Annotated in this window: 12 protein-coding genes and 2 pseudogenes; 9 read left to right on the forward strand and 5 right to left on the reverse strand. The window is 61.3% G+C overall.

The annotated features are described in order from the left end of the window. Positions 1–80: 80 nt before the first annotated feature. The 5 genes from J2X37_RS10160 (at position 81) to J2X37_RS10180 (ending at position 6,602) form a co-directional block, all read left to right on the forward strand. On the forward strand, positions 81–2,201 hold the full coding sequence (locus J2X37_RS10160; RefSeq protein ID WP_310020736.1) for a hypothetical protein: 2,121 nt from the start codon (positions 81–83) through the stop codon (positions 2,199–2,201). Positions 2,202–2,253: 52 nt separating this feature from the next. Beyond that, a complete protein-coding gene (locus J2X37_RS10165; protein ID WP_310020738.1) occupies positions 2,254–2,829 on the forward strand; it encodes a sigma-70 family RNA polymerase sigma factor in 576 nt (191 codons plus the stop codon). Continuing rightward, entirely contained in the window at positions 2,826–3,548 is a 723-nt protein-coding gene (locus tag J2X37_RS10170; RefSeq protein ID WP_310020740.1) for an anti-sigma factor domain-containing protein, read from the forward strand. The genes J2X37_RS10165 and J2X37_RS10170 overlap by 4 nt, the downstream gene beginning before the upstream one ends. A gap of 394 nt (positions 3,549–3,942) precedes the next feature. Continuing rightward, positions 3,943–6,402 (forward strand): MHYT domain-containing protein, encoded by a 2,460-nt coding sequence (locus J2X37_RS10175; protein ID WP_310020742.1) that lies wholly within the window; start codon positions 3,943–3,945, stop codon positions 6,400–6,402. After that, positions 6,393–6,602: a hypothetical protein gene (locus J2X37_RS10180; RefSeq protein ID WP_310020744.1), complete on the forward strand. Its 210-nt coding sequence runs from the start codon at positions 6,393–6,395 to the stop codon at positions 6,600–6,602. The genes J2X37_RS10175 and J2X37_RS10180 overlap by 10 nt, the downstream gene beginning before the upstream one ends. Positions 6,603–6,659: 57 nt before the next feature. On the opposite strand, the gene J2X37_RS10185 is transcribed toward J2X37_RS10180, so the two are convergent. Next, the gene (locus tag J2X37_RS10185) at positions 6,660–6,932 is read right to left on the reverse strand and encodes a UvrB/UvrC motif-containing protein (RefSeq protein ID WP_310020746.1); all 273 of its coding nucleotides are present in this window, start codon (positions 6,930–6,932) and stop codon (positions 6,660–6,662) included. A 712-nt stretch (positions 6,933–7,644) separates the two neighbouring features. Between J2X37_RS10185 and J2X37_RS10190 the strand changes: the two genes are divergently transcribed. Further along, positions 7,645–8,367 carry a histidine phosphatase family protein gene (locus J2X37_RS10190; RefSeq protein ID WP_310020748.1) on the forward strand — a complete coding sequence of 241 codons (723 nt, stop codon included), beginning with the start codon at positions 7,645–7,647 and terminating at the stop codon, positions 8,365–8,367. Positions 8,368–8,464: 97 nt separating this feature from the next. Next, a pseudogene (locus J2X37_RS10195) lies at positions 8,465–9,246 on the forward strand (NAD(P)H-hydrate dehydratase). A 159-nt stretch (positions 9,247–9,405) separates the two neighbouring features. On the opposite strand, the pseudogene J2X37_RS16545 reads toward J2X37_RS10195, so the two are convergent. After that, a pseudogene (locus J2X37_RS16545) lies at positions 9,406–10,091 on the reverse strand (IS6 family transposase). 743 nt (positions 10,092–10,834) lie between these two features. Here J2X37_RS16545 and J2X37_RS10205 point away from each other — a divergent pair. Together J2X37_RS10205 and J2X37_RS10210 are read left to right on the forward strand one after the other, a co-directional pair. Then, positions 10,835–11,047 (forward strand): hypothetical protein, encoded by a 213-nt coding sequence (locus J2X37_RS10205; RefSeq protein ID WP_310020754.1) that lies wholly within the window; start codon positions 10,835–10,837, stop codon positions 11,045–11,047. Positions 11,048–11,151: 104 nt separating this feature from the next. Next, the gene (locus J2X37_RS10210) at positions 11,152–11,388 is read left to right on the forward strand and encodes a hypothetical protein (protein ID WP_310020756.1); all 237 of its coding nucleotides are present in this window, start codon (positions 11,152–11,154) and stop codon (positions 11,386–11,388) included. Positions 11,389–11,447: 59 nt separating this feature from the next. Here the strand turns inward: J2X37_RS10210 and J2X37_RS16550 are convergent, their stop codons facing one another. From J2X37_RS16550 to J2X37_RS10220, 3 genes are all read right to left on the reverse strand, one after another. Beyond that, entirely contained in the window at positions 11,448–11,957 is a 510-nt protein-coding gene (locus J2X37_RS16550; RefSeq protein WP_404979615.1) for an SDR family NAD(P)-dependent oxidoreductase, read from the reverse strand. A gap of 220 nt (positions 11,958–12,177) precedes the next feature. After that, a complete protein-coding gene (gene terL, locus J2X37_RS10215) occupies positions 12,178–13,614 on the reverse strand; it encodes a phage terminase large subunit (RefSeq protein WP_310020758.1) in 1,437 nt (478 codons plus the stop codon). Further along, complete coding sequence (locus J2X37_RS10220) at positions 13,611–14,201, reverse strand: DUF5681 domain-containing protein (RefSeq protein ID WP_310020760.1); 591 nt, start codon at positions 14,199–14,201, stop codon at positions 13,611–13,613. Before J2X37_RS10220 ends, terL begins: the two co-directional genes overlap by 4 nt. Between the last annotated feature and the right edge of the window lies 1 nt (position 14,202).

The raw sequence follows: 14,202 nt of genomic DNA on the forward strand, positions 1-14,202 counted from the left end.
TGATCCGGAAGATGATCAGGCGGCCCTTATCAGGGTCATCAGAAACGGACCCGCCGAGACGCGGTGGGTCCGTTTTTCCAGTGTTCCACGCTTCCTGTTGCCTGCTTGCCGGCTCCGTTTCGTCGGCTTGCTTCGCGCAATCGTCGACCGAGCCGGGCATCATCGTCGAAGGTCGACGCGCGCCCATGCTGGCCTCGCAGCGAAGCGTGAGCGGCGAAGATCTCCTCGCCTACGGGGCGGCCACCGTTGGCGAGTTGGTGGAGGAGGTCGCGGCAGAGGACGGGGACCGGGGCGACAGCGTGACTGTATTGGTGAACGGTCGGCGCGTTTCCGGACTGGGCGATATTGAGAGCTATCCTGCCGAGGCCATCGAACGGGTCGAACTGCTCGCCAGGGAAAGCGGCGCGGCGGTTGGAGCGCCAGCTGGGCGCCGGGTCTACAACGTCGTGCTCAAACCGGAGACGCGCCTTCTCGTTGCACGCGGGCGCTTGCGCGGAGCGACCGACGGAGGAGCGATCGGCGCGACCGCAGACATCAGCGCGACCCGGATCCGCCGGCCCCAGCGTCTCAATGCAGCCTTCGAGGTTCGGCATGACGGCGCAATCCTCGAAAGTGAGCGGCAAATCGAACAGGTCGACGGCTCTCCTGAAAATCTGGGCCGGTTCCGTACCCTGCGACCCAAAACCTCCGGCTATCTGCTCAGCCTGTCAGGATCGGACCAGCTGCTCCCGTGGCTCGATGGATCGGCGACGCTGAAAGTCCGGCAAAATCGCAGTCAGGCAGGGCTCGGCCTGTCCTTGTCGGGGGACGGGGTCGAGCGTCTGTCGCGCGGTTCGACGATTGATCTCAATACCCAGCTCAATGCGCAGACCGGCAGCTGGTCCTTTTCGTTAGACGGGGGCCTGCGCCGTGATTGGCGGCAGATAACGACCGACCTCTCGCCCATGCCGTCACGCAACCGCATCGTCACGCACTCGACGCGCGCAGAACTGCTCGCGCACGGGCCGGTCTGGACCATGCCGGCAGGCCCGCTGCACCTCACCCTAGCTGCGGGCTTGCGCCTTGAACGGGTCGAGAGCCGAGGCCTTGGAGATCGCATGGAGTTCGGCAGGACATCCCGCGATATACGCCTTGGCGTCGATGTGCCGATCCTGTCCGAAAGCGGGCCGATCCCCTGGCTCGGATCCCTCGCGGTCAGGGCAGAAGCCGGTGAAGGAAGCACGAGCGGGGCGGGGAAGCTTCGGTCAAGAATCGTCTCGCTGCGCTGGTCGCCGGCCAGATGGATTCAGTTGAGCGCTGTCCATAACGATGTGCGTAACGCCCCTGGCGTCGATCTGTTGACCGACCCGCTGATCGAGACCAGCGGCGTACGCTACTTTGATCCGCTGCGGCAGGAGACCGTCGAACTCGTGACGCGGACAGGGGGCCGTTTCGAGCTTCCGGTCCAGGCCAGCACAACCCGAAAACTGAGCGCTGACTTGCGCCCATTGAAGGACGTAGATCTGCTGTTGACGGTTGAATACGGCACAGCCGTCAACTCGAACGTGATCAGCGTCCTGCCGGCGGCAAGCGCGCTCGTCTTCGAACTTTTCCCTGAAAGGTTCGAACGGAATCCGGCAGGCCAGCTGACCGGCGTCGACCTTCGGCCCGTCATCTTCCCTTCGCAGCGCGAGGAGCAGTTTCACACGAGCTTCAACCTCAACGTTCCACTCGATATCGGCGGAGGGAGATCCCGTCTGCAATTTTCCGGATCCTATCGCCCCCTCCTCAGCAGTCGTCTCGCGCTCGGCAGAAACTTCGGAACGATAGATCTTCTCGAACCCGGCTCGATCGCACTGGGCGGATCGACACGGCCTCGCGATCAGTTCGATTTTACGGTAGGCTATTCCGAGCCTGGACTGGGGGTTCGTTTCAGCGGCGAAAGGCGCAGCCGGAGCGTTCTGCAGGCAGGGGGACCTGCCGATGTCCTGACATTCTCGCCGCTGACGACGTTCGGCTTGCGAGGCTTCATCGAAGGCCGACGATTTGTCGCCTCGTCATCCTTGCTGCGCAACAGCAGGATCGGGATCGACATCGATAATGTCCTGAACAAGCGCGAACGGGTGAGCGATGGTCAAGGACGTACGCCGTTGTCATATCAGTCAGCCATCCGCGATCCGGTCGGACGCAATATCCAGATCGAGTTCAGGAAAACCTTCTGAGAAAAGCAGAGCTCATTTTGCGATATGTGATCCCCTGTGCCAGTCCTTGCACATGAGGACCGTGGAACGATCTTCGGACAGTGATTCGCGGGCGGCGTTAGCCACCGCCTTGGGTGACGTTGCTGCTGGCGATCGAGCCGCGTTGCGCACGATTTTCAACGCGACCTCGCCAAAGCTGCTGGGCATCTGCTTACGGGTCCTCAAGGATCGCGAAGAGGCGGAGGACGCCTTGCAGGACGTTTTCGTCAGTGTCTGGCAACGGGCATCCAGCTTTGATCCCGCAAAGGCCAGCGCCATCACATGGCTCGCCACGATCGCACGCAACCGGTCGATCGATCGTCTCCGGTCGCGCAAGCAGCAGCGGTTTTCGGCGCCCCTGGAAGATGGGCTGGAAATCCCCGACGATGCGCCGGACGCCTTTACCCTCGCGGCAGATGGTCAGGGGCGCCAACAGCTCAAGGGTTGCATCGCGGAACTGGAGAACCGCGCGCAGTCGATGATCCGGGCCGCGTTTTTCGATGGCCTTGCCTACTCGCAGCTCGCTGAGAGGGCAGGTGTCCCGCTTGGCACCCTGAAAGGCTGGATGCGCCGGGGCCTGCGGCAACTTCGTGAGTGCCTGCAGAAATGAACGAGGCCGAACTTCTTGCGGCGGAATACGCGTTGCGGCTGCTCGAAGGCGAGGAGCTGATGGAGGCCCGCAGGCGGTCGGCCGATGATCCGGCGTTCCCCGCCAGTGTGGCCGAGTGGGAGGAACACTTCGCTGCGCTATATGAGGATATCGAGGCCGAAATTCCCGCGCCCGGCACGTGGGAAGCGATCGTGCGGCGGCTGGATGGCGAAGCGAATGACGCGAGCGGGTCTACGGTCGTGGTGTCGCTGCGCAGGAAGCTGGTCAGATGGCAGGCCGGCGCAATCGCGGCTTCGGTTGCCGCCGTCATCATGCTGGCGCTGCAGCTGACCCCGCCGGATCGCTCAACGATCCCTGCACCCGTTGAGAAAAAGCAGGTTGCGCCGTTGTTGCTGGCCTCGCTGGCTGGTGACCAGGCACCGGAAGCGCTGACAGTCGCTTTCAATCCCGAAAGTCGCGAACTGATGATAACGCCAGCCCGAATCGCTGCACCCGCAGGACGCGTCCGTGAGCTGTGGCTGATTGCTCCGGGCGCGGCGCCCGTGTCGCTCGGGCTCGTCAACTCGGCGGGAATCCAGCGCCGCCAGATTCCGGCAGATCTGGCCAGGGGCTTTCAAACCGGCAGTACTCTGGCGCTTTCGGACGAACCGACGGGTGGGTCGCCAACCGGGCAACCGACCGGCGCCGTTCTGGCATCGGGTAGTCTGTCGCAGGTCTGAGGGCATTATCCAAAGAATGGCTGGCCAGGGCGCCGCTATTAACCGGAGCGGATGAGCAAGGCCAATACCCGTTCAGATCTTTTCAGTCTTCGCCGGGTGTCATCCGCATTGTGATCCGACTTCACGGGGAAAGGGCGGCGACGGCGAAAGCTTCGGATGGGCGACGCGCACGGGAACACGCAATGACGGCGGGCTGAGCGGTCTGAATTCTCAGATGAGTTCGGATCCGTGAGGAGCGGCACTGTCAAAGATGGTGTCCCGGCCGATGCCGACATGCGCTTCTCAGCTTCCAGTCAGAAATCGAACGCAGGTAGGGCGGAGACCGGAGTCGCCGGGTCACCTCAACTATCCCCACAGCGCAGTATGGTCGCCTGTAATCAGGCGGATAGACCAGATGATCGCGCCATGCCATTACCGCTGGATGCCAGTGTCCGGAGCCTACGACCCGCTCCTTGTGGGTCTGTCCATCTTTATAGCGGTCTTCGCGTCTTTCACGGGGCTGAGCCTTGCCCGCCGCATGGGGGCAGCCTCGGGGCACGCTCGGAGAATCTGGCTGGGTACCGCGGCCTTCGCGCTCGGCGGTGGCATCTGGTCGATGCATTTCGTCGGGATGCTCGCTTTCAGCCTGCCAGGGATGCACTCTAGTTACGATCCGGGAATAACAGTCTTGTCGTTCCTCTTCCCGATCATTCTTACAGGGTTTGGCCTTGCAATAGCTTCACAGAGGAATCGTTCGCCCGCACGACTTGGCCTGGCAGGCCTCCTCATGGGCTCGGGCGTTCTTGCGATGCATTACCTCGGCATGGCAGCGATGCAGATGCCAGCCGGTATCGTGTTCGATCCGCTCGGGGTATTCTGGTCCATCGTGATCGCCATCGTGGCATCGACGATTGCAGTCTGGCTTGCTTTCGCAAATCACGCCTTGGGTCATCGCGTCGCGGCATCGGTGGCGATGGGGCTGGCCATTGCGGGAATGCACTATACCGCGATGAGTGCCGCCAGTTTTGTCGCGCATACGATGCCGGACAACTTGCCCAGCGAGGCCGGAATCAACCAGGCCAGTCTGGCGATGATCGTGGCCGTATTCTCGGTGTCGCTGTTTGTCGTCGGTCTCGGGGCAGCCAAGCTCGATCAGCTCTTCACGGCGTATGACCGGCGCGAAGCACGCATCGCCTTGCGGTTGCGCGTAGCCGACATACTCCGCGAGAAGGGCAGTGACGCTGCGCTGGAAGAGATCGCTTCTCTCATGGGCAGTCATTTCGGCGTGACGCGCACAGGATATGGCGAGCTCGATTCCGCGGAAGATGTCTTCGACTATCGTATCTGCTGGACGGACGGGACCGTTCCGCCTCTGCTGGGCCGGTATCCCGCCGCTGCCTTCGGTGAGAAGATCGTCGCTGCCCTCAGCGCGGGGAAGACGATTGTGGTCGAAGATCTTCTCAACGAACCGATCAGCGATGAAAGCCGGACCCGTGACACGGCCCGGGAAGTGGATACACGATCCATCCTGGTGGTCCCGTTTGTGCGGGACAGCCGCCTGCGCACGATCGTCTACCTGAACGATCGTGAGCCGCGGTACTGGAACGGCGACGACATCGCTTTCATGGAGGAACTGGCCGAGAGAACGCGCCTCGTGATCGAACGGGATGCGGTCGAGCAGCAGCTGCGTGATCTCAATGCGACGCTGGAACAGCGGGTCGCGGAGCGCACGCTTGATCTTGAACAGACACAGGAGGCATTGCTCCAGAGCCAGAAGATGGAAGCGGTAGGCCAGCTCGTGGCGGGTATGGCGCATGACTTCAACAATGTGCTCGCCTCGGTGATCAGCGCGTACAACCTGATTCTCCGCAAGCCCGAGGACCTCGAGAGAGTTCGGCGTTTCGCTTCAGCGGGCGCCGAGGCTGCGGAGCGAGGCGCGAAACTGACCGGCCAGCTGATGGCATTTTCGCGCTCGCAGAAGATCCAGTTCCGACCCCTCTATGTATGCGACGTCCTCCAAGGAGTGGCGGATCTGCTGTCGCGCACGGTCGGTCCGCTGATCGAACTGAAGATGCAGCTCAATCCCGATCCTGCACCCGTGCTGGCTGATGCCGTCCAGGTTGAAATGATGGTGCTCAATCTTGTCATCAACGCGCGCGATGCGATGCCGGCTGGAGGGACACTGACCATCTCTACCAGCAAACAAACGCTTGAGGGCGACGTCGAGATCGGCCCGGGCGACTATGTTGAGGTCGCTGTGCGCGACACCGGGACCGGCATGGATGCGGAAACACTGCGCCGGTCGATGGAGCCCTTCTACACGACCAAGCCGATGGGCAAGGGGACCGGTCTCGGTCTGGCCCAGATTTATGGCAGTGCGCGCCAGGCAGGCGGGACGGTGCGGATCGAAAGCGTATTGGGTGAGGGCACGACAGTCAGGGTATATCTTCCCTGCACGAGCGCGATTCCCACGGCCAAGGACCACGGGCATTCTCCAACAGATGAGACTTCCTCCACGCCGCCTCTGCACGTCCTTCTTGTCGACGATGATGACGCGTTGCGCGACATCCTGGGAGCGGGTTTGTCCGATGCGGGGCACAAGGTCAGCGCCTTCGCCCACGGCAGGTCCGCGCTTGCCCTTCTCGAATTCGAGCGTCCACATGCGGCAGTTCTGGATTTCGCGATGCCCGGGATGAATGGCGCGGAGCTGGCGCAGCAGATCGTCGCGCGATGTCCGGATCTGCCGGTCATATTCGTGAGCGGCTTTGCGGATACCACCGCCATCACCAACGCCGTCGACTCCGATGCGGTGATCCTGCAGAAGCCGTTCGATATGCGGGACCTGCTTCAGGCGCTGAACAAGGCTTGCGGCTGATCGCGGCGTCGGCTCAGGACCGGGACCGTGTCGCCATGGAATTGGTGGTTGCCGGGCAGCGCCTCGAACTCTCAGGTCGCATTATTGATGCATCGACCCATACCTCCGGACCAGTTGAGGCACCGGTCAGCCTCGTCGGAATGTTTCGCAGCCATCGCACGCGGCGGGCCGACGGCACGCTCTGTAATACTTCCCATTGATACCCTTGGATGCCCAGTGCTTTGCTTTCCTCGCAGCAGCACTTGCGACGTTGATCCTCACTTTTGCTTTCGATCGGACGTCAAATTATCGGGCTTCGGGGGCGGTTTCCATCCTAGTGGAGGATCATGTCGCTGCTGGCTCGTACCCAGCCCCATGGCGCCCGGTTGCTGGCGAGTCAGACCTGAGGTGTCCGCCTGCGAGGCCTCTGCAGCACTAGCTCCGTTTCGCATCAGATTAATGCGGTCACGAAGGCGCCGCGCCTGCTCGAAATCCAGAGCGCTCGCGGCTGCTTCCATTCTTTGTTGCAATTCCCAAATCGTGTCGGTCATCTCTCCTAAACGCGCGAAAGCGTCTTTGGCCGACGTTTGCATCAGAAATGGTCGGTGGTCGTCGGCGCTGACGTTCGGTCGCTGAAGGCCGCCCTCGGCCTTCGCCTCAGGCGCTCCGGTGGGCGGTTAATACAGTTTACAACGTCTCAATCAGTGCAGCCTCGCTGAAGGGCTTTTCCAACCGCCACAATTTCGCGCGGCGCTCCATCTGGAGTATTAGCATAGCCCGTCGCCAGGATTATTGGCAGTCAAGGCGCCGGCTGCGATTTGCGAGGCCAGTTTTACACCGGTCATGCAAAGCATTGTTTGGTCGGTAATGACCACCTCGATCCCGGGTTCGCGTCAAGCGACCGAAGGGCCTCAGAGCCGGACACAGCCTCCAACAAGGTGTGCCCTAGATCCTCAAGCGTTGCAGCGGTCCCAAAAAGTACAAGGGCGTCGTCGTCGACCGCAAGGATCGTGAGTTTGCGCTCAAGGCGGCGTGATTCCGGGCCTTGGCCAGCTGTAACGTAAAGCCCCGGTTGATGCTCACATCTAAGCATGGGCATCAAACCGGGCACAGGCTCTGTTCATAGCTGGTAGAAACCTCGGGCTCAGACTTGTCTTCCCGGTCTTGGAACGCTCTGCTGCGTTGCTCATTCCCACATTGATGAGACATGCAACACGCAAATCATGAAGCAATCATGGCCCCGCTCTTTATGGGTGATCCGACATGGCCAGAGCGCCGGAAATGTCGCGCGATGATGCTCATGCCCGTGGGCTTGCACGGATCGACCTGACCCACCGCGACGTCGACGTTCCCCTCTCCCAACTCGGTGAACAGCAGGCCTTGGCCCTCGGCAAGGCGTTTTCCGCACTAAAGTCGGATTTGCGGCCTGAGGTTCTTCTCGCCAGTCCCTACGCCCGCGCCGTTCAGACAGCCGAGTTATTCAGAAAGGCTGGGGGTTGCAGCGGCGATACCGCCATCTGCATCGATGAGCGCCTGCGCGAAAAGGAGTTCGGAATCCTCGATGGCTTGACCACCTTGGGGATCAAGGAATTTCATCCCGAGCAGGCGGAGTTTCGTTCAATATTGGGAAAGTTCTACCATCGCCCTCCTGGAGGCGAAAGCTGGGTCGACGTGATTTTCCGCCTGCGCGCGCTGATCGACACGGTGTCTCTGCATCACGGCGGACGGCGGGTCATGATTGTCGCACATCAGGTGGTCGTACTTTGCATTCGCTATATTCTGGAGGGGCTAACGGAAGCGGAGGTGCTGGCCATCGACACGGCCGAGGACGTCGCCAACTGCGCAATAACAGAATATAGATTCATACCTACCGACGATGGCGACGGTAAACTGACGCTTTCACGTTACAACGTCACCGCTCCGCTCGTCGAAGAACATACCCGGGTCACCGTCGAGCGGGACCGGATGGTTGCCGCTCGTGGTTGACGCACCCGGTTCCTTCAAAGCTCTCGACAGCGACTGGCTCCGCGCCCATCCGGTCAGGCCCCCGGCGAACGGCGTCGACAAGAACAGTCGCGGACGGGTGCTAATTATAGGTGGCAGCGTTACCGTTCCTGGTGGACTGCAATTGACCGCTGAAGCGGCGTTGCGGGCTGGCGCCGGAAAAGTTCAATTGGCCACGGTCGCCAGTGCGTGTCTCCCGCTCGGCATAGCCCTCCCGAAGCGGCGGTGTTTCCGTTGCCGGAGAACGAGGGCGAGATCGTGGCGGATCTCGACTTGATTGCACCGCATGTCCGGGCCTGCGATGTCGTGGTGGTAGGTCCGGCTATGAGCGATGCGAAGGCAGCTGGCCTTCTTGTCGATTGCCTGCTCACACTCGGGGGCGAGCAGGCCGTCGTGCTCGATGCCGCAGCGCTCCTGCACCTCGGAGAGCGAGCGGAGCGCCTGCGTGTCAGCGATGCGCATGTGATCCTGACCCCGCACCTTGGCGAGATGGCGGCAATGCTAGAATGCGAGGCTGCCGACATCGAAAGTGATCGCGAGACTATGGTCCGCCGCGCGGCTCACCACTTCGGTGCTACCGTCATTCTCAAAGGTCCTACGACACTGATCGCCACACCAATGGACGAACAGATGGCTTACGCTGGCGGTGGGGTCGGCCTGGCAACCGGAGGTTCCGGGGACGTACTGGCGGGGATCGTAGCTGGCCTCGCCGCACGAGGGGCGGAGCCCCTTCTCGCTGCGGCGACCGGTGTCTGGCTTCACGGCGAGGCGGGACGGCGTTGCGGCGAGGAGATGGGGCCGATCGGCTTTCTCGCCCGCGAGTTGCTCGCCCGAATTCCACGTTTGATGAGCGCTTGGTAACCGCAAATTGATGCTGACTATGCCTTTTGATGGATTTCGTAGTGCCGCACGCAAGGTCGGTTAGCCCTCTTGCATCCAATCTGGCTTTCTCAGGTTGACTGGGGCAGGGCGCGCTAAGCATCAAATTCGCAATCTCATCCCGTGACGGCGGACGCGGCCTCATCCCGTGACGGCGGACGCGGCGCGCCACTCCGCCATCGCGGCGGTTTGAAAGGTGCAAAGTGTCTTGCGCGAAACGAGATCGCGCTGGAGGTTAAACGTGCTGTAGATCGCAGAATGAGTGGCGACAAAGCGCCTTGGGGCTTACCTCGCTGCATTTTCGGCCCTCGTCGTCGGATAGGAAGATGCGATTTTTCGAACTCTGTTGTTTTCGCGTAATCGACCGGGTTGATGGCGATCCTGGCAACCCAGGATCTTCATTGCCGCGCGATACGAAGACAGCCGTCGGTGACAGTGGTGCCGGGCACCGCACCTTGGCTTTTTAGCAGTTTCCTGCGCGATTTCAGTGCTGCCGCCTTATCGCGTCGACTCTCGACAAGGTCTTCCAGCACTTCGCCTTCCTTGTACACGGCCCGCCACATGTAAATGCGCTGGCCGTTGATCCGCACGACGGTCTTGTCCAGATGCCAGACGCTGTCGGCCCGTCCGCGCCTGCGGCGAATGTTGGCGGTGATGGCGGGACCGAGTTTGTTCGGCCAGCAGCGAACGGTCTCGTAGGTCACGTCGATCCCGCGCTCTGCGAGTAACTCCTCAACGTCCCGCAGGCTCGGGGTGAAGCGGTGATGAAGCCATACGCCTAGCCGGATGGCGTCGGGATGAACGATGCCGCTTGAAGGAAATGGAATTCATTACCCAGGTGGCGAGAGGTTAGCACCCTCCTTACAGCACCCCACGCCCTCTGCCGGACAGCGCATCGCCACGCTTCGCCGATGGTTCCCGCCGGCTGGATCGCTTCACCTGATCTACCGGTCGCCTTGTAGCAATTGATACAGCAGCAATCCGATTGATGATGTATGCTGTCGGCATCGGTCTGAGGGCTCGCAGCTAAACCTATCTGGTCAGACACCGCCCTTTTGCTGGTCGAAGGATCTCGACCAATGCCATCATTCCAACTGAAGATCGCTGGCCGTGGGGCCAGTGAGCCGCAAACGCTTGAGTTCGAAAGCTCTGACAACGCGGGCGCCCTCAACAGGCTTGACCGCCTCGCTCCCGGCCAACGGGCCGAGCTTTGGCGCGACGATGATTTCGTCTGCATCATCTCTTCCGATGCCGGGGGCTCGGGTGTGTGGAAAATCGAAGGCCGATAGGCATCACTGCGTTTCGCCTGCCTGGCGCACCCGCTTTCGCGCTGCTTAAATGGCCGCACCTTCCTTGCCAGTCTTTGTCAGATTGCACGGTGCACCGATTTCCTGCGGATTCGCCTCGTTCGTTCCCGCCCTCTGGTGATGGGCTCGGTCGAGCTTGTCCGGTCCGGCGGAGCAATTTTTTGGGTGCGCCGAAAAGCAGATGCGCCTTCGCACGTTAGGCACAATAGGCACGATAGGTCAGCCCACTTGCCCGGACGGCAGTCTGCCGGGTGCCATGTGGCGTGAACCTGACTTCAGGAGTCGTTGCGGAAGTCGTCGATCTGTCGCAGCATCGCATGTCGGGCGTCACGATACCTTCGGTATTGTCGACCGCACAGCAGACCAAGTGCTGTGAGGAGCCCGACGCCGATCAACAAGATGGACTCGTCCGCCATCACCACGTCCATAGCAGCCCTTCTGCAGAAGAGGACCTCGCTTTTGCGCGGGGGTGGTGATGGTTCAACCATGCGATTGAAAAAGGATGCCGCTATTTATCTTAGGGCAAGTCTCTTCAATGATACCTTCGCACCGTCGATGTGAGTCGAGGGGATCGCGGCCCATGCATAAATACCTGTTGACAGTTGCCCGTCAGGGGGCCGGTGACGAACAGATCTTCGAGTTCGAGAGCCAGGACACGGCGGGCGCGCTTACCGTTCTCTCCACCATGTACGTCGGTCCCTGCGCCGAGCCTTGGGAAGACAACAATTTCATCTGCACAATCGAACGAGATGCAGTTGGGCCGGACGTCGGGGAGGTCAGGGCTCCCGAACGAATACAGGGTCGCATGCCGTTTTGACTGACAGCGTTTCCCCAATCTACGTACTATGACGTAGCCCAACATCGGCTCATCGCTGGTCAAATCTTAGTGGCACTTGTGCACAAGGGTCGGACCCTGGTTGCTCGTTGGCTCCGTCGATCTTCTCCGGATGGGCGGAGCCAACATTCAGACCAGGCCTTTGACGGAAAGTCAGGCCTGCGCGCCGGGCGTTGAGTAGCAAACCGGCTGGCCATTAAAAATGTGCCCACTAGATTGGTTTCCAGGATCGAACGGAAGACGTCCGCTGGGTGAAGCCGGTGAGCGCCGAACATCGGGATGTTGGGAGCAACACCACCGCAATTCACCAAGATATAGGCAGGTCTGTACTTCGCGCACGCTTCGTCAAGAGCCCAGTTCACGTCCTCTGCGTCGCGAACGAATGCTTTTAGGAACAGTCCGCCGCTCTCATTTGTCACAAGGCGGCCTGAGGCCTCGTCTACGTCCACGATCGAAACGTTCATGCCCTGCCGGCTCAGCCACCTCGCTGTCGCGGCTCCCAAACCCGAGGCTCCACACGTGACGATGGCGTGTGCGCCGCTGACCTCCATCAGCGTGTCTCCGAGTCATTTTTGGTGAGACGTCTTAAGAAGCCCCATTGGCGCGGCCGAGCAGCGCTGTGATAGGCCAGGTCTGTGAATTCGAGAACTTAACTTGGCGCCGACGATCGCACCATGCCCGGCCCCCAAAGATCGCAGTTATACCCGATGTAACCTTGTCATAACCCCAGCTTTCAGGTGACAGAGCATGTTTTGAGCGTCTCCCGTCATCTTAATAAAAGAGTACAGGCCCCTCGTTCTGGATCACCGGCTCCTGCTGCCGGGAGCGCACGCGGGCGAGAAGCTGGGATAACGCATCGACCTGATCGCGATACCGGGTTTGCGGGAACCCGAGAAGTTCGGACTTGAAATCGGGCAACCACGGCGCCTCGTGCGGCAGGTGCAGCTGCCCCGCCTCGATCATCGCGGCGATACCCCTGACCCGCGATTCCTTGTCGGTCGTTGCCCGCTCGGCAATCGCCACCGGAACGCCGCTGGGCGAGATGCGCCGTAATTCCTGGATCAATTGCTGGCCCGAGGCCATGTCCTCAATCAGCAGATCCCGCGCGCCGTACTCCCGCGCGAGCGCAATCGTCCGGTTGCGCAGATCATGGATCTCCAACCGCTCGCGCAGGACATGGAGGATGTAGATGTCGTTACCGCGGATGAGGGCGGTGATGCAGCACGAGTATGCACAGTTCGCTCCGGTCTTGTTCGCGGTGTCCCACGACTGGATGATGTAGCCATCGCGGGTGTCAAATGAGGGACCGTAGTAACGGAGCCACATGGCCTTGATCCAGTTGCCATCTGCCGGGACAGGGTTCTGCAAGTACTGTCCAGCGTAGCGCTCCGAGCCCATCTCCTGGCAGATCCGTGCCAGCGCTTCGAGCGACTCGTGTGCAGGATGGAGCGCTTCACCGGCGCGTCGCAGGTGGAATTTGCCGCCCAGCAGGCGGATGCACTCGTCGATCTGGGCGACGGCCGGGAGACAGAGATGGTTCCAGCCGCCTGCTTCGAGAAGCATGCCGGAAAGATCGAACTGGTGGAGGCGCTGCATCACGCCGATGATCGCGCCGCTCTTCTTGTCATTGAGGCGCGAGGCGAGGGTGGAGTGGTACCACTCGTTCACGTTCTCGCGGATAACGACGGAATCCGCCTCATCGGGCTTGATGACGTCGTCCAAGATGATGATGTCGCCGCCCCGCCCGGTGAGAGTGCCGGTGATCGAGGTTGCGAGCCGTCCGCCATTGCGGGTGGTTTCAAAGTCCATCGCCTTGCGGCGAGTGGAGATGACCGTCCCGGGGAATACTTCTCGGTACCAGTCGGACTGCATGATGCTCAGGCAATCCCGGGCGAGCTTGCCGGACAGTTCGTTCGAGTAGCTGACGCAGACGAAGTTCTTGGTGGGGTCGAGCCCGAGCATCCACGCGACCCATGCGATAGAAATGGTGATTGATTTGAGGTTGCGCGGCGGCAGGTTGACGAGCAGACGCGTGGACCTGCCCAACCGCACCTGCTCGAGTTCGTACGCCATGGCCGACAAGTGCCAGTTGGGTACAAGCTGCTGTCCGCCGCTGATGTAGGAAAAGGCGCGCATCAGGAAAAACAGGAAGCTGCGGCGAGTGAGCGCATTCGTACCCGCGCGCGGGTCCTCGAAGGGAAGTATCATGGCAGATCGTCCTCGCTATAATTGGCAATGGTGGCGATATGGCGGTCGGTCGCTAGCGGACCGTCCGGATCGCCACCCGTGGGCTTGATGAGCTCATCTACGGAGCCGGCTCGCTCGAGCTCTCCGCTGGCGTCCCCGCCAAAAGCTTTCAGGAAGTTGTCGAGGATGGCTTCGTCGTGGGCCGAGAGCGTCCTCCTGTCCGCGCCCCGGTCCTCGATTCCGAACACGGTGAGTACGAGCGGTAGGAGCTGCGCGCTGGCCTTGAGGTTGCCGTTGGCCGCCAGCAGCGCCAGCGTGCGGATCGCCAGCTGCTGGGTGGTGCCTTTCATCTGGTACTTGCCGATCTTGACTTCGACGATCCGGTTCAATTCGGCGTGGAGGTCGGTCTTGAGCCCGCGCGAACCCTTCTTGCGGCCGCGCGGATTGCCCGACTGGCCCGGGGGGAACCGGGTGTGGATGGGAGGCTTGCAGTAACCGACCGTGTAGGGCGTTTCCGCCTCCGGAGCGCCTGACCCCCGATCTCCAGACGCGCCATCGTTCCCTTCATCCTGATCTTCGTAGTCGAATTCGTCATCTGCATGCGACATG

This window comes from Croceicoccus sp. BE223 (assembly GCF_031457155.1).
Lineage (GTDB): Bacteria > Pseudomonadota > Alphaproteobacteria > Sphingomonadales > Sphingomonadaceae > Croceicoccus.